This is a genomic window from Marinobacterium arenosum (assembly GCF_019795155.1).
Taxonomy (GTDB): domain Bacteria; phylum Pseudomonadota; class Gammaproteobacteria; order Pseudomonadales; family Balneatricaceae; genus Marinobacterium_C; species Marinobacterium_C arenosum.
This window is the reverse complement of sequence record NZ_JAILYN010000004.1, coordinates 108,169-126,682: the sequence shown is the minus strand read 5'-3', so window position 1 is coordinate 126,682 and position 18,514 is coordinate 108,169. Positions and strand designations below refer to the sequence as shown.

Genomic DNA, 18,514 nt, shown 5'->3' with positions numbered 1-18,514 from the left:
CGGTGCTCTAACTGTCCACTGTCCACTGTCCACTGTCCACTGTCCACTGTCCACTCAGAAAAGCTCCTCGGTAACCCCGCCGGCGGTGCTGCCCGGAGCGCCCGGTGTGCTGGCCACTCGGGTCGGTGCATTGTCCTCGCGGAACACCTCGAAGATCGCATCCTCCTGTCCCGGGTAGGCCAGCAGGCCGGTTTTCGGATCGATCTTGACGGTGACGATGCCGTCCGGCGGTACCGGGGCGTTTTCAGGTGCGCCATCCAACGCCACCCGCATGAAGTCGACCCAGATCGGCAGTGCGGCACGGCTGCCGTATTCGCTGCGGCCCAAGGTTTGCGGCTGGTCGAAACCGACCCAGGTGGTCGCCACCAAGTCGCCGTTGAAACCGGAGAACCAGGCGTCCTTCTGGTCGTTGGTGGTGCCGGTCTTGCCGGCCAGGTCGTTGCGCTTGAGCACCTTGGCGCGGCGGCCGGTGCCTCGCTTGATCACGTCTTGCATGATGTTGTAGATCAGGTAGCCGACCTGCTTGTCGAGAATCCGTTCGGCCAGTGGATAGGGGCTGACCTGCTGGCCGTCGGCCACGGCCGGTGTTGCGCCGTCCGCCTGTTCGCCCAAATAGACGCAGTCTTCGCAGACGGTGGCCGGTTTGCTGGCAGTGATCAGCTTGCCGTAGGCATCTTCCACCCGGCTGATGAAGTGCGGATTGACCTTGAAGCCGCCGTTGGCGAACACCGCATAGCCGGTGGCGATCTCCAGCGGTGTGACGTCGGCGCTGCCCAGTGATAGCGACAGGTTGCTCGGCAACCGCTCGGCATCGAAGCCGAACTTGGTCAGGAACGACCGCGCGTTGTTGATGCCGACACCCTGCAGGATGCGGATCGATACCATATTGCGCGAACGGTACAGGGCTTCCCGCAGCCGGGTCGGGCCGAAGAACTTCTTGCTGTAGTTCTGTGGCCGCCAGCTGGCTTCCAGCTTGTCGTCGTGGAACACCACCGGTGCGTCGTTGATCAGCGTGGCCGGGGTGTAGCCCTGGTTTAGCGCGGCGGTGTAGATGAACGGCTTGAAATTGGAGCCCGGCTGGCGGTTGGCCTGCACCGCCCGGTTGAACTTGTTGTGGTGGAAGTTGAAACCGCCCAGCAGTGCCCGGATGGCGCCGTTCTTCGGATCCAGCGCGACGAACGCGCCCTGTACCTGTGGCAGCTGGGTCAGCTGCCAGTCGGTGGCTGTTGCGGCGGTCTGGGCCGGTTGGTCCTGCTTCTGGTCCGGCTGGCGTGGCCGGATCCGGACGATATCGCCGGCGGTGAGGACATCGGCGGCGGTTTTCGGTCGCGGCCCCATGCCGTTGACGCTGAGGTATTTGCGCGCCCAGGACAAGGCGTCCCAGTCCAGGCTGACCCGCTCGCCGCTCTTGCGCACCAACTCGGCGCTACGCTCGGCGACCGACAACACCAGCGCCGGCTCGACATCGCCATAGCTGGCAAATTTCTGTAGCTCTGCGAATGCCTTCTCCTGGCCGATCGACGCCAGCTGCAGTTGTTTCTCCGGTCCGCGGTAGCCGTGTCGCTCGGTATAGGCCAGCAGACCGTTCTGTAAGGCGGTATAGGCGGCATTCTGCATCCGGCTGTCCAGCGTGGTATAGACCCGGTAGCCGTCGGTGTAGAGGTTGTCGCCGTACTGGGCATAGAGTTCGGCCCGCACCATCTCGGCGATATAAGGGGCCTGCAGTTCGATATCGCTGCCATGATAGCGGGCGGTGACCGGCGACTGGCGGGCGATCTCGTAGCTTTCGTCATCGATATAGGCCAGCGCGTGCATCCGCTGCAGGATCCAGTTACGGCGCTCCAGCGCCCGCTCCGGGTTGGTGATCGGGTTGTAGGCCGACGGTGCCTTCGGCAGGCCGGCGATCATCGCCAGCTGGGCCAGGCTGAGCTGGTCGATGGTGGTACCGTAATAGACCGTGGCGGCGGCCTGGATACCGTAGGCGCGGTGGCCGAGGTAGATCTTGTTGACATACAACTCGAGGATCTCGTCCTTGCTCAGCTCCTGCTCGATCCGCAGCGCCAGCAGGATCTCCATGAACTTGCGCTTGAAGGTTCGTTCACGGGTCAGGAAGAAGTTCTTGGCCACCTGCATGGTGATGGTCGAGCCGCCGCTCTGGATATGGCCGGTGGTCGCCAGCTGTACCGCCGCTCGCAGTAAGCCTTTGATATCAATGCCAACATGCTTGTAGAAGCGGCTGTCCTCCGCCGCCAGCAACGCCTGTACGTATTGTTCCGGAATCTGATCTACGCTAATTGGAGTTCGGCGCTTTTCGCCGAACTCGGCGATCAGCTTCTGGTCGGCCGAGTAAACCCGCAGCGGCGTCTGGAATTGCACGTCGCGCAGGGTTTCCACCGGCGGAAGTTGCGGAGAAAAGTAGACATAGGCTCCGATTATTGAAATAACACTAAAAAAACCAGCCAACAGGCCGATCTTAAACAGGATTTTGAAAAGCGAAGAGAAAGCGCGCATGCTAGTGCTACAACACGTTGGTTTGGCGATAGGTCATTATATAGGCATGATCTGAGAAGCCCATAGCCCAACGCGGCCACGGTAAAAAAAAGGCCCCGATATAGCAGTAAGCTGCGGCAATCCTCCGCCAGCATTTAAGGAACTGACTTTGTGTTTGGTTTATTCGGGAAAAAATCGGTAGGCTGGGTCGGTGTCGATATCGGCTCCTCCTCGGTCAAGGTGGTAGCGCTGACCGGTCAAGGCGAGCAGCTGAGACTGGACAGCTATGCCGTTGTCTCTTTGCCATCCGGGGTAGTGACCGACGGTGCCATTCAGGACGCAGCCGCGGTTGCTAACGCAGTCGAGCAGGCCGTGCGGATCAGCGGCACCGCGCTGAAGCGCGGTATCGTTGCGGTGCCCGCCTCCTCGGTAATCACCAAGCGCCTCGAACTCAGTGATGCCTTCACGGAGATGGAACTGGAAGACCAGATCCGGGTCGAGGCCGATCAATTCATCCCCTATGCCCTGGACGAGGTGGCCCTTGATTTCGAAGTGCTCGGGCCGGCCAACGGCCACGCCGGACTGAACGATATCCTGCTGGTAGCCTGTCGGCGCGACCAGGTCGATCAGCGCGAGGACGCGCTGGCCGGCAGCGGGCTGAAATGCGACGTGGTCGACGTCGACAGCTACGCCATCGAACGGGTGATGCCGCTGCTAACTCGGGAGGTGCCCGAGAATGCCCTGGTCGGCCTGGTCGACATCGGTGCTACCACCCTCACCCTCAACGTATTTCGCGGCAACCAGATCGTCTATTCACGCGAGCAGGCGTTCGGTGGCGCCGAACTGGTGCGGGCCATCCAGCTGCAGTACAACATCGAAGAGGACGAAGTGGTGAACGCGCTGCGCCGCAATGAGGTCAGCGACGAGATTCGCGAGATGGTACTGCTGCCGTTTCGCGGCACAGTGGTGCAGCAGATCTCCCGGGCACTGCAGTTCTTCTACTCGTCCGAGGCACACAGCCAGCTGGACCAGCTTCTGCTGATGGGCGGCACGGCATTGCTGGATGGGGTGGCCGATCAGCTGCAGGAGGAGGAGGGGGTGCCGACCCTGCTGGCCAATCCTTTCGCGGCGATGAACTGCAATCCGAAATACAGCACCGATCAGATTCAACGCGATGCGCCTTCGCTGGTGAAAGCCTGCGGCCTGGCACTGCGCGCCACCAGTTGAGTAAGGGGAGACGATGGCGAACATCAACCTGAGGCCCTGGCGAGAGGAGCGCACTGCGCAACGCCAGAAGCAGTTTGTCTCCAACATGCTGGCGGTGGTGATATTGGCGGCGTTGGTGGTACTGGGTATCGGCTACTACTACGACTACCAGAAGTCCCGCCAGCTGGCACGCAACAGCTACCTGCAGCAGGAACTGGTCAAGCTGGAACAGCTGATCCGGGAGATTGAGGAGCTGAAAAATACCCGTACCCGCCTGCTGGAACGCCTGAATGCGATTCAGGAGCTGCAGGGCAACCGACCGATCATCGTGCGTAACTTCGACGAACTGGTGCGGGTACTGCCGGATGAGGTGCATTACAACTCGCTGATTCGCAAGGGTGAGCAGGTGGCGATCGAAGGGCTGGCCCGGGACAGCCTGATGGTCTCCAGCCTGATGCGAAACCTGGATGGTTCGGTCTGGTTTGGCGAGCCCAATCTCAGCAAGGTTGGCAGTGAAGGGGGCGGCAAGAGCTTTTATCTGGCCGTACCGCTGAAAAAACCGGATGCGGATAAGCAGGAGGCGGCGCAATGAATGCGGATTCGTTTAAGAACGCCTTCAAGGGGTTCGATCCCAACAACCTGGACCTGAGCACCGCCGGCAACTGGCCGATCGGGGTTAAATTGATCGCTTACCTGCTGGTGTTCGGTGCACTGGTGGCGGCGGGCATCAACTACTACACGGTGGACAAGTACCGTGCTTTAGAGCATGAGATGCGTAAGGAGCTGGAACTGAAGCAGCTCTATGAGGCGAAATCCTTCCAGGTTGCCAACCTGCCGGCGCTGCGCCAGCAGATGATGGATGTGGAGGAGCGGTTCGCCGAACTGCTCAAACAGCTGCCTACCGATAAGGAGGTGCCCGGGCTGCTGGACGATATCACCAATATCGGCCGGGAAAGCGGCTTGCAGATCGAAGAGATCGCACTGGGCGAGGAGCGTAAGGCGGAGTTTTACGTGGAGCTGCCGATCAATATCAAGGTGCGCGGCAATTATCATGAGATGGGTGAGTTTGTTAGTGGAATCGCGGCGATTCCGCGAATCGTTACGCTGCATGATTTCAGCATCGTGCCGAGTAGCGGCAAGCTCCTAATGACAATCGATGCCAGGACCTATCGTTATGATGATGAATACTGATCGACGTCATCTTTGGCGGGTCGGGCAAAGCCTGATACTGTCGCTGGGGCTGGCTCTGGGCGGTTGTGTCTGGGTCGAAGATGTCAGTGATCTGGAGCTGTTCGTGCAGCAGGCGCGGGCGAAGCCGCGCGGCGCGATCGAACCGCTGCCGGAGTTCAAGCCCTATCACAGCTTCGTCTATGAGGGCTCCAGTCTGCGCGACCCGTTCAAGCCGCTGGCGGCGCTGGCCGCGCAGACCGAGAATGAGCGGCAGGGGACCGTTGCCGATACCATCAAACCCGATCTGGAACGCCGGCGCCAAGCCCTGGAAGCCTTCGCGCTGGACCGGTTGCAGATGGTCGGGACCATCCGGGCCGGTGCCGAGCGGCCGTTACGGGCGCTGGTCAGGGATGAGCTGGGCCAGGTGCATATGGTTTCAGAAGGGCATTATATGGGTCTGGATCACGGTCGCGTTATGGCGATCAAACAGGACCGGCTCGAGCTGGTCGAGATTATCTCCAACGGGCGCGGAGGGTGGATGAAGCGTCCACGTAACCTGATGCTGCAAGTGAAGGACAATATTTAAGGAACAACACCATGATGATCAGCACGTTGCGAAAATTCGACTGGCTCAGGGCGTTGCTTACCGGCGTTGTCCTGATGCTGCTGGCCGGGCTGGCCAGCGCCCAGCAAGTGATGTTGAAAGATGTCACCTTCATCTCGTTGCCCAACAATAAACTTGAGGTCAAGTTCGACTTCGACGCCCCGCCGCCGCTGCCGAAGAGCTACGGCATCAACCAGCCGCCTCGTCTGGTACTGGATTTCTGGGGTGTCAGCAATGAACTGGGCCGCAAGAAGCTGGATATCAAAACCGGCCAGCTGGATACCCTGAACTTTGCCCAGACTGAAGGCCGGCTACGGGTGGTGGCCAACCTGTATGAGCTGATCGAGCACCGTCTGTACAGCGAAGGCAACAGTCTCTATCTGGAGATGGCGCCGGAGCTGCAGCAGCGTGCCCAGGCCAAGGCGATGCCGGCCAAGGCGACTACCGCAGCAGCCGGTTTGCCGGAGCGTACCCAGATCAAGGGGATCGATTTCGAGCGCACCGGCAATGCGGGACGGGTGGTGATCACCCTGTCCGACGACCGGGCCGGGGTCGATATTATCGAGGAGGGCAACAATGTACTGGTCAACCTGCTCGGTGCAGAGCTGTCACGGGCCCTGGAGCAACGGGTCGACGTACAGGATTTTGCCACCCCGGTGATGTTCATCGACTCGATGAGCAGCGGCCCCAACGCATCGGTACTGGTTAAGCCGGGCCCGGAACCCTACGAATACATGGCCTATCAGACCGGCACCCAACTGGTGCTGGATTTCAAGCCGGTCAGCCTACGCGAGAAAGAGGAGCTGGAGAAGGACCGGTTCCCCTATAGCGGCGATCCGATCGACCTGGATTTCCAGAACGTCAACCTGCGAGCGGTGTTGCAGATCATCGCCGAGGTGGCTGATCTGAACCTGGTGGTCAGCGATGCCGTGGAGGGCAACATTACCCTGCGGTTGAAACACGTACCCTGGGACCAGGCGCTGGATATCGTGTTGAAGACCCATGCCCTGGACAAACGGGTGATGGGCAATGTACTGCTGGTGGCGCCGGCCGAGGAGATCGCCGAGCGCGAGAAGCTTGAGCTGGAGAGCAGCAAGCAGGTTGAGGAGCTGGCGCCGCTGCGCACCGAGTTCATCCAGGTGGATTACCGCAAGGCCTCGGATATGATGGAGCGCCTGAAGGAGGCGAGCCTGGTCAGCGAACGGGGCTTCGTGATGGCCGACGACGAAACCAACGTGTTGATGGTGCGCGAAACCGACAAGGGGTTGGAGGAGATCCGCAAGACCCTGCGCCGCTTCGACGTCGAGGTGGAGCAGGTGCTGATCGAAGCCCGGCTGGTAACGGCCCGTTCGACCGTGACCAAGGATCTGGGCATCCGGTGGGGCTTCGGCTACCAGGATGTGGATAACTCCGGCTTCAAGCTGGGCAGCACCATCGGCGGATTGGGATCGGTGGCCGATTCCAGCATTCCGGATGACCTGTTCGTCGACCTGGGGGCCACGGTGACCAATCCGACCTCGGTGGCGATCGGTTTCCGGCCCGGCTCCAGTTCGTTGCTGCAGCTGGAGTTGTCCGCGCTGCAGACCGACGGCAAGGCGGAGATCATCTCGCAGCCGAAGATCGTCACCACCAACGGCAAGGCGGCCAAGATCGAATCCGGCCGCGAGATTCCGTTCCAGACCGTCGAGGACGGCGAGGTCAGTATCGAGTTCAAGGATGTGGTGCTGTCGCTGGATGTGACGCCGCGGATCAACCCGGGTGACCGGATCGCGATGGAACTGAAGATCAAGCAGGACTCTCTTGGCGAGGTGTTGCCGAACGGTGATATCAGTATCGATAACAACGAACTGGAGACCTCGGTGGTGGTGCCAGACGGCCAAACTATCGTGTTGGGCGGGGTGTTCAAGAACGAAGTCAACGCCAATGTGAACAAGACACCGCTGTTGGGTGACCTGCCGGTACTTGGCAATCTGTTCAGGAATACCGAAAATAGCACCGACAAAACGGAGCTCCTGATCTTCATCACACCGAAGTTGATACGGGGCTCCCTGACTTTAAACTGATCGGGGTTGCCTCATTTGAATATCTTCCTGGTGGGGCCGATGGGTGCGGGTAAGACCACCATCGGCCGCCTGTTGGCGCAGGAACTGAAACTCTCCTTCATCGATTCCGACCGCGAGATCGAGGAACGGGCCGGAGCCAATATTCCCTGGATCTTCGATGTCGAAGGGGAAGAGGGTTTCCGTAATCGCGAGCAGGCGGTGATCGCTGAACTGGCGACGCGAGACAACCAGGTGATGGCCACCGGTGGTGGCGCGGTGCTGCGTGAGGCTAACCGCCAGGCGCTGGCCGCCGGTGGTTTCGTGGTCTATCTGCAGACCTCGGTCGAGCAGCAGCTCGACCGCACCTCCCGCGACAAGAACCGGCCGCTGCTGCAGAACGACAATCCCCGTGCGGTACTGGAGAAACTGATGGCCGAGCGTGACCCGCTCTACCAGGCGGTTTGCGATCTGCTGATCCGCACTGATAAGCGCCACCCCCGCGGGGTGGTGTCCACCATCGTTCGCCAGCTGGCGCGCAATAACGTGATCAAACCCTGAGCCGAGAGCTAAGAGAACCTGAATGATGCAAACGCTGAACGTGGATCTGGGCGAGCGTAGTTACCCTATTTTTATCGGTGGCGGCCTGCTGTCGCAGCAGCTGCTGAAGCCCTATATCCGCGGCCGTCAGGTGATGATCGTCAGCAATGAGACGGTGGCGCCGCTCTACCTGGATGCTTTGATCGCCTCGCTTGGCGATGGCTATCAGGTGGACCGGGTGATCCTGCCGGACGGTGAGCAGTACAAGGATCTGGAACACGTCAATCGGATCTTCGACCAACTGCTGGCCAAGCGCCATAACCGTACCACCACGCTGATCGCCTTGGGTGGCGGGGTGGTCGGCGATATGACCGGCTTTGCCGCGGCCAGCTATCAGCGTGGGGTCAATTTTATCCAGGTGCCGACCACCCTGCTGTCGCAGGTCGACTCCTCGGTCGGCGGCAAGACCGGGGTCAACCACCCGCTCGGCAAGAACATGATCGGTGCCTTCCACCAGCCGCAGGCGGTGTTGATCGATACCGATGTGCTGGCCACGCTGCCGGACCGTGAACTGGCGGCCGGCATGGCCGAGGTGATCAAGTACGGCCTGATCTACGACGCCGAGTTCCTCGGCTGGCTCGAACAGCACATGGCGCAGCTCAACGGCCGCGATGCCTCGCTGCTGGCCCAGGCGATCCACCGCTCCTGCGCCATCAAGGCGGAGGTTGTTGCCCAGGACGAGAAGGAAGCCGGTATCCGCGCATTACTGAACCTGGGCCACACCTTCGGCCACGCGATCGAAGCCAGCCAGGGCTACGGCAACTGGCTGCACGGTGAAGCGGTGGCCGCCGGCACCCTGATGGCGGCCGACCTGTCGGCCCGGTTGGGCTGGCTGGATGCTGACGATCTGGCGCGGGTCAGGAACATCCTCAGCGCGGCCAAACTACCGCTGCTGCCGCCGGCGGAGATGACCGCCGATGAGTTCAAATCGCTGATGGCGGTCGACAAGAAGGTGCTCGATGGCCAGCTGCGGCTGGTGCTGCTGAAGCAGCTCGGCCAGGCGCTGGTGACCGATCAGTTCGATCCGTCGCTGCTGGACCAGACCCTCAGTGCCGGCCCCCAGCTGGGTCAGCTCTGATCTGTCATCCTGCGAATCCAACCTGAGCCTGGCGTATGAAGCGAAGCGGTCACCTCGGACTTTCTGCACAGAGCGGCGATGGCCTGTACATCGAACCCGCTTCGCGCGTGCAGTGGGTGGAGAAGCTGATCCACCTGACCCGCTTCTCCGATTTCATGCTGGTGCTGGAGGGCCCGCTGGGCAGCGGCAAGTCCACCCTGCTGCGCCAGCTGCGACCGTCCGCCGGTGATAACACCTTCGCCGTCACCGAGTTGACCCTGAATACACCGACCGACCTGAGCGAGCTGTTGAGCCAGTTGGTGGCCACGCTGCCGGAGCACAGCCGGGTGGTGGAAGACGATCGCAGCCGGTTGCAGGCGATCCATAGCCATGGCGAGGCATTGCGCAATGCTGGTCAGCGCTGGCTGGTGATGATCGACGAGGCGCATCAGCTGACCGCCGGCGCGCTGGATCTGTTGCTGAACTTCATCGCCGCCAGCCAGGGGGAGGGCCAGCCACCGCAACTGCTGCTGGCCGGTGATGCCGGTCTCGGGCGGATGCTCGACAGCAGCGATCTGGCCGCCAGCCTGTCCGGTCGGATACATCGGCTGCAGTTGCTGCCGTTGAGCAATGAAGAATCGCACCAATATCTGAAACAGAAGCTGCCGCAGCTCCTGCAGCAGCCGGTCAAGTTGCAGCAGAAGCTGATCCGGGAGGCGGCCGGTCTGCCCGGTGAGCTGGACCGGTTGGCCAATATCCTGATCCGCACCGGTAAGCTGGCCAGTGGCCGCAAGCCGGAGCCGGTTGAGCTACCGACTGCAGCAATTCCGCCGACGGCGGCAGAGGCCCGTCAGACTGTCGAAACGACTCCCACCGTGGAGAGTGCAAAAGCGCACCACACCCCGGATCGCCGTTCGACGGAGCGCCGCCCGACACGCGCCTTCCCGCTGCCACCGCTGCAGATGACGCTGATCGCGCTGGTGCTGTTCGGTATCACCGGCCTGGCCGCCTGGCAGTTCTTTCCCGAATCGGACGGGACCGGCGAACCGGCCCTGGCCGACAGCGCTGAGCGGGTGTCGTTGCCGCTGAATCTGGCGCTGGATGAGGGGATGGATGAGGAAGCCGGTGTCGGCGGTGAGCGGCCAGCGGCCGACCCTTATCAGAGCAGTGCCCGTCGCGAGCTGGAGCAGCGGTTGCGTGCCTATGAGGAGCGCCAGAAAGCGACGCGTCAGCCTGAATCGTCCGCACCGAGCGAGCCGGAAGCCGTGATCGTTCGGCAAGTCGAGCCGACAACCCCCGCAGCCGCGGCGGTTGAACCGGCGACCGCTAAGCCAGCTGCGCCGAATAAGGCGGTAGCGCCTGTTGCCGAAACCGCGGCAGCCTCGGCAGAGGTCGCGCCGGGCTCCAAGCCGGCAGCTGCCAGCTACGAAACGCCAGACAAACCGGTGGTGGCTGCAGCCAAGCCGGCTGTGCCGGCGGCTAAATCTGAGCCGTCCGCAACGGCTGATCTCAAGCTGAGCGCCAGCGAGCGTGAGCTGCTGAGCTGGCCGAGCCGCAGCTATACCTTGCAGATGTTGGGCGCGCGGGCCGAGAAAAGTGCCCGTGATTTCCTGGCTGATCAGGCCGACCGCTCGGAATTCCACTACTTCTCCACCATCTACAAAGGCAAGCCTTGGCACGTGGTGGTTTACGGCCACTATCCCTCCCGCGACGCCGCCAATGCGGCGCTCAATAAGCTGCCGAAAGCGCTGCGCCAACTGAAACCCTGGGTCCGTTCAGTGGCCGGTGTTCAGTCCGATATCCGCAAGAAAACCCAATAAATATCAGCCTGTTAGTGACAGAAGGCGGCACGTTCCTGGCAGTTCGCCTGTCTCGCTGCTGGCTAATATTTGTCCCGGCTGGGGTTGACGTGTATAGTAATTCTCCCTTTTTGCCCGCAGGTAACAGCGGAGCCATAAGAAGGGCTATAACATATTGATTATAAAGATTATTTGAGTGAGATTGGCTTATGAGTACAGGTCTGTATCGCCCAGGCGAGTTTAAGGATAACTGTGGCTTTGGCCTTATGGCACATATGCAGGGCCAGGCCAGCCACGGCCTGCTGGAGAAAGCGATCGAGGCACTGGCATGCATGACTCACCGTGGTGGTATCGCAGCCGACGGTAAGACCGGTGACGGCTGTGGCTTGCTGATGCAGAAGCCGGATGGCTTCCTGCGCGCAGTGGTTAAGGAATCACTCGGCGTGGAGCTGGCTGAGCAGTATGCCGTGGGGATGGTGTTTCTCTCCCAGGAGCCGGCCAAAGCCCAGACTGCGCGCGACACCCTGGATGCCGAGCTGACAGCACAAGGGCTGCAGCCGGTGGGTTGGCGGGTAGTGCCGACCGATGAAAGTTGCCTGGGGCCGATCGCCAAGGATACCCTGCCGCAGATCGCGCAGGTGTTTATCGAGGCGAAGGGTAAAAATGCCCGCGAACTGGCGATCAGCCTGTTCGTTGCACGTCGTAAAGCGGAGATCGCCCTGAGCGATGATGAGGACTTCTACATCTGTAGCCTGTCCGACAAGGTGATCTCCTACAAGGGTCTGACCATGCCGGTCGACCTGCCGGTGTTCTTCAAGGACCTGGCCGACCCGCGTCTGGAAACCGCAGTCTGCACCTACCACCAGCGGTTCTCCACCAACACCGCGCCGCGCTGGCCGCTGGCGCAGCCGTTCCGCTTCCTGGCGCACAACGGCGAGATCAACACCATTGAGGGCAACCGCAGCTGGGCCAAGGCGCGGGCGGGCAAGTTCGCCACCGAGGCGCTGCCGAACCTCGATGAGTTGCAGCCGATCGTCAACACCAGCGGTTCCGACTCATCGTCGATGGACAACATGCTGGAGTTCCTGCTGGTCGGCGGCATGGATATCTACCGTGCGGTGCGGATGATCGTGCCGCCCGCCTGGCAGAACGTCGAAACCATGGACGCTGAACTGCGCGCCTTCTACGAATACAACTCCATGCACATGGAGCCCTGGGATGGCCCGGCCGGGATGGTGATGACCGACGGTCGCTATGCGGTCTGCATGCTGGACCGTAACGGTCTGCGTCCGTCCCGCTGGGTAATGACCAAGGACGGCCTGATCTGCACCGCGTCCGAGATCGGCGTATTCGATTATAAGCCGGACGATATCGTCGCTCAGGGCCGGGTCGGTCCGGGCCAGATCCTGGCGATCGACACCGAGACCGGCGACGTGCTGCACACGGCCGACGTCGATGACCGACTGAAAAAGGCGCAGCCATACAAAAAGTGGCTGAAAGAGAACACCCTGCGCCTGGAACAGACCATGAACTTCATGGAGGAGGCTCAATCTTTCCCGCCGATGACGGCCGAGGAAGTGAAGACCCACATGAAGATGTTCCAGGTCACCTTCGAAGAGCGCGACCAGATCCTGCGCCCGCTGGGCGAATCCGGTATGGAAGCGGTCGGCTCGATGGGCGACGACAAGCCGATGGCGGTGCTGTCGCACCGGATCCGTTCGGTCTACGACTATTTCCGTCAGCAGTTCGCCCAGGTGACCAACCCGCCGATCGACCCGCTACGCGAGTCGATCGTGATGTCGTTGGAAACCTGCATCGGCTCCGAGCGCAACGTCTTTGAGGAGACGCCGGAACATGCCCGCCGGGTGGTGCTGACCACGCCGGTGCTGTCCGCCTCCAAGTTCTCCCGCTTGCGCAACAACAACGAGCCCGGCTTCGAAGTGGCGGTGATCGATCTCAATTACGATCCGCAACTGATGTCGCTGCAGGAAGCGATCACCAGCATCGCCGACCAGGCCGAACAGCAGGCCCGTGACGGCAAGGTGATCATCGTATTGTCCGACGCCAACATCGTGCGCGGCAAGCTGCCGGTGCACGCGGCGATGGCAACCGGTGCGGTGCACCAGCGGCTGGTCAACCAGGGGCTGCGCTGCGACGCCAATATCGTGGTGGAGACCGGTACCGTCCGCGACCCGCACCACTTCGCGGTGCTGTTCGGCTTCGGCGCCACCGCGGTTTACCCGTACCTGGCCTACCGTGTATTGAACGACCTCTGCGCCTCCGGCGAGCTGACCATGCAGCCGCTGGACAGCCATGAGAACTACCGCAAGGGCATCAACAAGGGGCTGTTGAAGATCCTCTCCAAGATGGGGATCTCCGCCATCGCCTCCTACCGCGGTGCCCAGCTGTTCGAAGCGATCGGCCTCTCCTCCGAGGTGGTCGAGCTCTGCTTCAACGGCGTCACCAGCCGTATCGAAGGCGCCCGTTTCGAGGACTTCGAACACGAGCAGAACCTGCTGGCCAAGGAAGCCTGGATTCCGCGCAAGCCGATCCAGCAGGGTGGTCTGCTGAAGTACATGCACGACGGCGAATACCACGCTTACAACCCGGATGTAGTACGCACCATCCATGAGGCGGTGCAGAGCGGCAATCCGGAGGCTTACCAGCGTTACGCCGACCTGGTCAACAAACGTGGCTTCGCCACCCTGCGCGACCTGCTGGGCCTGCGCAAGGACGTACAGTCGATTCCGCTGGACCAGGTGGAGCCGGCGTCCGATATCCTGAAACGGTTCGACTCGGCGGCGATGTCGCTGGGCGCGTTGTCACCGGAGGCGCACGAAGCGCTGGCGATGGCGATGAACGAACTGGGCGGTCGCTCCAACTCCGGTGAGGGCGGTGAAGATCCGGCCCGCCACGGCACCATGAAGCGCTCCAAGATCAAACAGGTGGCTTCCGGTCGCTTCGGTGTGACGCCGGAATACCTGGTCAATGCCGAAGTCATGCAGATCAAGGTTGCCCAGGGCGCCAAGCCGGGTGAAGGTGGTCAGCTACCGGGCGGTAAGGTCAACGAACTGATCGCCCGGCTGCGCTACTCGGTACCGGGCGTGACCCTGATCTCGCCGCCGCCGCACCACGATATCTACTCGATCGAGGACCTGGCGCAGCTGATCTTCGACCTCAAGCAGGTCAACCCGGAAGGGCTGGTATCGGTGAAGCTGGTTTCCCGGCCGGGTGTCGGCACCATCGCCTGTGGCGTGGCCAAGGCCTATGCCGACCTGATCACCATCTCCGGTTACGACGGCGGTACCGCCGCGTCGCCGCTGACCTCGATCCACTATGCCGGCTCGCCGTGGGAGCTGGGCCTGTCCGACGCTCACCAGTCGCTGCGTGGCAACCACCTGCGCGGTTCCGTGCGTCTGCAGACCGATGGTGGCCTGAAAACCGGCCTGGATGTGGTGAAAGCCGCTATCCTCGGCGCGGAGAGCTTCGGCTTCGGTACCATGCCGATGGTGGCGCTGGGCTGTAAGTACCTGCGTATCTGCCACCTGAATAACTGCGCCACCGGTGTGGCGACCCAGCACGAAGGGCTGCGTGACCAGTACTTCCGCGGCACCGTGGAGATGGTCAAGAACTTCTTCCGTTTCGTCGCCGAAGAGACCCGTCAGTGGATGGCCCAGCTGGGTATCCGCACCATGGACGAGCTGGTCGGCCGGGTCGACCTGCTGGAGATTCTGGACGGCGACACCCCGCGTCAGAAGAACCTGGACCTGCGGCCGATCATCTCCGATGGCGGCGTGCCGGCCGAGTTGCCGCACACTTGCCAGGTGGAGCGCAACGAGCCGTACGACAAGGGTACCCTGAACACCAAGATGCTGGAGCTGGCCCAGGCGGCGATCAACGACAAGGTCGGTGCCGAGTTCGAGCTGACCATCACCAACTGCGACCGCTCCGTCGGTGCGCGCACCTCCGGTGCAATCGCCAAGGTGCATGGCAACCAGGGGATGGCGGACCAGCCGATCACCTTCCGCTTCAAGGGGCACGCGGGTCAGTCGTTCGGCGTCTGGAACGCCGGCGGCCAGAACCTGTACCTGGAAGGTGATGCCAACGACTATGTCGGCAAGGGCATGGCCGGCGGTAAGGTGGTGCTCTACCCGTTCAAGGAGGTCAACTTCAAGTCCAACGAAACCTCGATCCTGGGCAACACCTGCCTGTACGGTGCCACCGGCGGCAAACTGTTTGCAGCTGGCCGCGCCGGCGAGCGTTTCGCGGTACGTAACTCCGGCGTGCACGCCGTCGTGGAAGGTGCCGGCGATCACTGCTGTGAATATATGACCGGCGGCCTGGTCACCGTGCTCGGTCCGACCGGCTACAACTTCGGTGCCGGCATGACCGGCGGTTTCGCCTACGTACTGGACCTGGATAACAGCTTCGTGGACAAGTACAACCACGAGCTGGTGGAGATCCACCGTATCCATACCGAGCAGATGGAAATCTATAAGAACCACCTGCGTTCCGTAATTATTGAGTTCACCAAGGAAACCGGCAGCGCCTGGGGCCAGGAGCTCATCGATAACCTCGATGACTACATCGGCCGCTTCTGGCTGGTCAAGCCGAAGGCCGCCAGCCTGAACGCGCTGCTCGACAACATGCGCAGCCAGAGCGAATAAGCACTGCTGACACAGCAGGTGAACGAATAACGGCGCGCCCGCTACGGCGGGCGCGACAGACGAGGTGAGAAAATGGCTAACCGTCTGAACAATGATTTTCAGTTTATCGATGTAACCCGGCAGGGGCCGGCCAAGAAGGACGCCAAGGAGCGTAAGCAGCAGTTTGCGGAGATCTACGAGCCGTTCCAGCCGGAGCAGGCGTCGGAGCAGTCGCACCGCTGTCTGTCCTGCGGCAACCCGTATTGCTCCTGGAAGTGCCCGGTGCACAACCATATCCCGAACTGGTTGAAGCTGGTGTCGGAAGGCAACATCATGCAGGCCGTCGAGTTGAGCCACCAGACCAACTCGCTGCCGGAGGTCTGCGGCCGGGTCTGCCCGCAGGATCGCCTCTGCGAAGGCGCCTGTACGCTGAACGACGGCTTCGGCGCCGTGACCATCGGCTCGGTGGAGAAATACATCACCGACACCGCCTTTGCGATGGGCTGGAAGCCGGATATGTCCAACGTCACCCAGACCGACAAGAAGGTGGCGATCATCGGGGCCGGTCCGGCCGGCCTTGGGGCGGCGGATATCCTGGTGCGCAACGGCGTCAAACCGGTGGTGTTCGACCGTAACCCGGAGATCGGCGGTCTGCTGACCTTCGGTATCCCGGAGTTCAAGCTGGAGAAGGACGTGATGTCCCGCCGCCGCGAGGTGTTCACCGAGATGGGCGTCGAGTTCCGTCTGAACACCGAAGTGGGCAAGGACGTCAGCATGCAGCAGCTGATCGACGAATATGACGCGGTGTTCCTCGGCATGGGTACCTACACCTATATGAAAGGGGGTTTCCCGGGCGAGGACCTGGACGGCGTCTTCGATGCACTGCCGTTCCTGATCTCCAACGTCAACCACTGCCTGGGCTTCGAAAAGGACCCGAGCGAGTTCATCGACATGAACGGCAAGCGGGTGGTGGTGCTGGGCGGCGGTGATACCGCGATGGACTGTAACCGTACCTCTATCCGTCAGGGCGCCAAGCAGGTGACCTGTGCCTACCGTCGTGACGAAGCCAACATGCCGGGCTCCAAACGCGAGGTGGAAAACGCCCGCGAAGAGGGCGTCAAGTTCATGTTCAACCGCCAGCCGGTGGAAGTGGTCGGCGACGACGGCAAGGTAACCGGCGTCAAGCTGGTTACCACCCGCATGGGTGAGCCGGACGAGAACGGTCGTCGCCGCGCCGAGGTGGTTGCGGGCTCCGAACAGGTGCTGGAAGCCGATGTGGTGCTGGTGGCGTTCGGTTTCCGGCCGAGCCCGGCGCCCTGGTTCGCCGACTTCGCTATCGACCTGCACGACGACGGTCGGGTCAAGGCGCCGGAGCAGTCCGAGTTCCCGTTCCAGACCAGTAACCCGAAAGTGTTCGCCGGTGGTGACATGGTGCGCGGTTCCGACCTGGTCGTTACCGCCATCGCCGAGGGCCGCAAGGCCGCCGAGGGTATCCTGGACTACCTGGAGGTCTGATCGTTAATTTCGTTAACTGATCAGCCTGAAAAAATGAAACAACCGAAAAGCCGCTCATTGAGCGGCTTTTTTAATTTCAGGACACAGGCAGTGACTCGACAGGCTGGCGCGAGATGTTGATTCTGCGGCCGCCCAGTGGCTATAGAAACGCCAGCTCAGACAGCAATACCCGACAGAACTCTGCTCTGTGGATTGAGCTAGATCAACGGCCCCCACTGTATGAAAATTATTCAATAACTGATAGTTGTCGCAGAGACTAATGATAAGTATTATCAATTCCAGTTTGTTACCGGAGCCTGATATGTACATCTGTATCTGCAACGACGTTACCGACCGCCAGATCCGTGAAGCCGTCGATCAGGGCGCCCGCACCATGCGTGATCTGAACCGCGAGCTGGAAGTGGCCAGCCAGTGTGGCAAATGTGCCTGCGCCGCCAAACAGGTGCTGCGAGCCCATCAACAGAACGATGACGGCTGCTGCGGCCTGCGGTAATTTTCTTTTGGTTAGATTTTCCGGAATAGCCAGCGGTATTACGCCAAGCCGAGTGCCGCTGTTGACTCGCTACCCCACCGTTACCGCGCCCTTGGCTCGCCGAATCTGAAGCTTTAAACGAAACCGGTTGCCTGCGCCGCCTGCCAGAGCAGTCGTAGCGCCAGCAGCGTGACGATCCAACGGAACAGCGTGCTGAACAACTGCGCTGGAATCTGGTTCAACAGCTTCAATCCCAGCCAGGTGCCGACCACCCCGGCAGCGATCATTGCCGCGATCAGCACCAGCCAATCCAAAAACGCAAAGCCCACCACCGAGAACACCAGCATCTTCAACAGGTGCTGCAGACTCATGCAGCTGGCGAAGGTGGCGGTGGTGGCGAACTTGTCCATGCCGTGCCGGTGCACGAAACCGGCCACCAGCGGCCCGGTGGCGCCGACAAACATCGATACCAGGGTGGTCAGCCCGCCGGCGATTACCTGACCGTTACGGCCCAGTGCATGCTTGCCCGGTTTCGGTCCCCACACCAGGTAGAGAATAAAGCCTGCCACGCTGAATTGGATCCAGCTCAGCGGCAGCTGCACCACGATCAGCGAGGCCAGCAGCGCACCGGCGACCGCGCCGACCAGGAACCACTTCACCATTGTCCAGTCGGTATGGCGCCGGGTCATCAACGCGCGATTGGCATTGGAGCCGAGCTGTACCAGGCCGTGCACCGGGATCAGCGCCGCCGCCGGCACCAGCGTGGCCATTACCGCCAGCAGCAGCACGCCGCCGCCGATCCCCATTGCAGCGGTGATCAGCGAGGTGAAACCGGCGGTCAGGATCAGCAGCAGGGCATCCAGCAGATCGATCGAGGCGGGCAGCAATTCCATTGCGGGTCTCCAGGTTGGGTAAT

At 61.5% G+C, this 18,514-nt stretch carries 13 protein-coding genes; 11 read left to right on the top strand and 2 right to left on the bottom strand.

Features of this window, described 5'->3' with window-relative positions; translation table 11 throughout:
- Positions 1-54: 54 nt before the first annotated feature.
- Positions 55-2,394: a penicillin-binding protein 1A gene (locus tag K6T12_RS03170; RefSeq protein ID WP_315853556.1), complete on the bottom strand. Its 2,340-nt coding sequence runs from the start codon at positions 2,392-2,394 to the stop codon at positions 55-57.
- Positions 2,395-2,661: 267 nt separating this feature from the next.
- Here K6T12_RS03170 and pilM point away from each other — a divergent pair, with 267 nt between their 5' ends.
- The 11 genes from pilM (at position 2,662) to K6T12_RS03115 (ending at position 17,619) form a co-directional block, all read left to right on the top strand.
- The gene (gene pilM, locus K6T12_RS03165; RefSeq protein ID WP_222219394.1) at positions 2,662-3,717 is read left to right on the top strand and encodes a type IV pilus assembly protein PilM; all 1,056 of its coding nucleotides are present in this window, start codon (positions 2,662-2,664) and stop codon (positions 3,715-3,717) included.
- Positions 3,718-3,730: 13 nt separating this feature from the next.
- A complete protein-coding gene (locus K6T12_RS03160; protein WP_222219392.1) occupies positions 3,731-4,288 on the top strand; it encodes a PilN domain-containing protein in 558 nt (185 codons plus the stop codon).
- Positions 4,285-4,887, top strand: a complete 603-nt coding sequence (pilO, locus tag K6T12_RS03155; protein ID WP_222219390.1) for a type IV pilus inner membrane component PilO — start codon at positions 4,285-4,287, stop codon at positions 4,885-4,887. Before K6T12_RS03160 ends, pilO begins: the two co-directional genes overlap by 4 nt.
- The gene (locus K6T12_RS03150) at positions 4,871-5,452 is read left to right on the top strand and encodes a pilus assembly protein PilP (RefSeq protein WP_255611506.1); all 582 of its coding nucleotides are present in this window, start codon (positions 4,871-4,873) and stop codon (positions 5,450-5,452) included. The genes pilO and K6T12_RS03150 overlap by 17 nt, the downstream gene beginning before the upstream one ends.
- 11 nt (positions 5,453-5,463) lie before the next feature.
- Positions 5,464-7,533: a type IV pilus secretin PilQ gene (locus tag K6T12_RS03145; RefSeq protein WP_222219388.1), complete on the top strand. Its 2,070-nt coding sequence runs from the start codon at positions 5,464-5,466 to the stop codon at positions 7,531-7,533.
- Between the two features lie 39 nt (positions 7,534-7,572).
- Positions 7,573-8,070 (top strand): shikimate kinase AroK, encoded by a 498-nt coding sequence (gene aroK / locus K6T12_RS03140; protein ID WP_255611513.1) that lies wholly within the window; start codon positions 7,573-7,575, stop codon positions 8,068-8,070.
- A 25-nt stretch (positions 8,071-8,095) separates the two neighbouring features.
- Positions 8,096-9,187: a 3-dehydroquinate synthase gene (gene aroB / locus K6T12_RS03135; protein WP_222219487.1), complete on the top strand. Its 1,092-nt coding sequence runs from the start codon at positions 8,096-8,098 to the stop codon at positions 9,185-9,187.
- Positions 9,188-9,222: 35 nt separating this feature from the next.
- On the top strand, positions 9,223-10,986 hold the full coding sequence (locus K6T12_RS03130; RefSeq protein WP_222219384.1) for an SPOR domain-containing protein: 1,764 nt from the start codon (positions 9,223-9,225) through the stop codon (positions 10,984-10,986).
- A 188-nt stretch (positions 10,987-11,174) separates the two neighbouring features.
- On the top strand, positions 11,175-15,632 hold the full coding sequence (gene gltB / locus K6T12_RS03125; RefSeq protein ID WP_222219382.1) for a glutamate synthase large subunit: 4,458 nt from the start codon (positions 11,175-11,177) through the stop codon (positions 15,630-15,632).
- 72 nt (positions 15,633-15,704) lie between these two features.
- Positions 15,705-17,126 carry an FAD-dependent oxidoreductase gene (locus tag K6T12_RS03120; protein ID WP_222219380.1) on the top strand — a complete coding sequence of 474 codons (1,422 nt, stop codon included), beginning with the start codon at positions 15,705-15,707 and terminating at the stop codon, positions 17,124-17,126.
- A gap of 301 nt (positions 17,127-17,427) precedes the next feature.
- A complete protein-coding gene (locus tag K6T12_RS03115) occupies positions 17,428-17,619 on the top strand; it encodes a (2Fe-2S)-binding protein (protein ID WP_222219378.1) in 192 nt (63 codons plus the stop codon).
- Positions 17,620-17,732: 113 nt separating this feature from the next.
- Here the strand turns inward: K6T12_RS03115 and K6T12_RS03110 are convergent, their stop codons facing one another.
- A complete protein-coding gene (locus K6T12_RS03110; RefSeq protein ID WP_222219376.1) occupies positions 17,733-18,491 on the bottom strand; it encodes a sulfite exporter TauE/SafE family protein in 759 nt (252 codons plus the stop codon).
- Positions 18,492-18,514 lie beyond the last annotated feature (23 nt).

Bases quoted from the DNA above. Each gene is read 5' to 3' on its own strand.
- K6T12_RS03130 (WP_222219384.1), top strand. From the start codon at position 9,223: ATGAAGCGAAGCGGTCACCTCGGACTTTCTGCACAGAGCGGCGATGGC.
- aroK (WP_255611513.1), top strand. From the start codon at position 7,573: ATGGGTGCGGGTAAGACCACCATCGGCCGCCTGTTGGCGCAGGAACTG.
- gltB (WP_222219382.1), top strand. From the start codon at position 11,175: ATGAGTACAGGTCTGTATCGCCCAGGCGAGTTTAAGGATAACTGTGGC.
- K6T12_RS03120 (WP_222219380.1), top strand. From the start codon at position 15,705: ATGGCTAACCGTCTGAACAATGATTTTCAGTTTATCGATGTAACCCGG.
- K6T12_RS03145 (WP_222219388.1), top strand. From the start codon at position 5,464: ATGATGATCAGCACGTTGCGAAAATTCGACTGGCTCAGGGCGTTGCTT.
- pilO (WP_222219390.1), top strand. From the start codon at position 4,285: ATGAATGCGGATTCGTTTAAGAACGCCTTCAAGGGGTTCGATCCCAAC.
- K6T12_RS03110 (WP_222219376.1), bottom strand. From the start codon at position 18,491: ATGGAATTGCTGCCCGCCTCGATCGATCTGCTGGATGCCCTGCTGCTG.
- K6T12_RS03115 (WP_222219378.1), top strand. From the start codon at position 17,428: ATGTACATCTGTATCTGCAACGACGTTACCGACCGCCAGATCCGTGAA.
- K6T12_RS03150 (WP_255611506.1), top strand. From the start codon at position 4,871: ATGATGATGAATACTGATCGACGTCATCTTTGGCGGGTCGGGCAAAGC.
- aroB (WP_222219487.1), top strand. From the start codon at position 8,096: ATGCAAACGCTGAACGTGGATCTGGGCGAGCGTAGTTACCCTATTTTT.
- K6T12_RS03160 (WP_222219392.1), top strand. From the start codon at position 3,731: ATGGCGAACATCAACCTGAGGCCCTGGCGAGAGGAGCGCACTGCGCAA.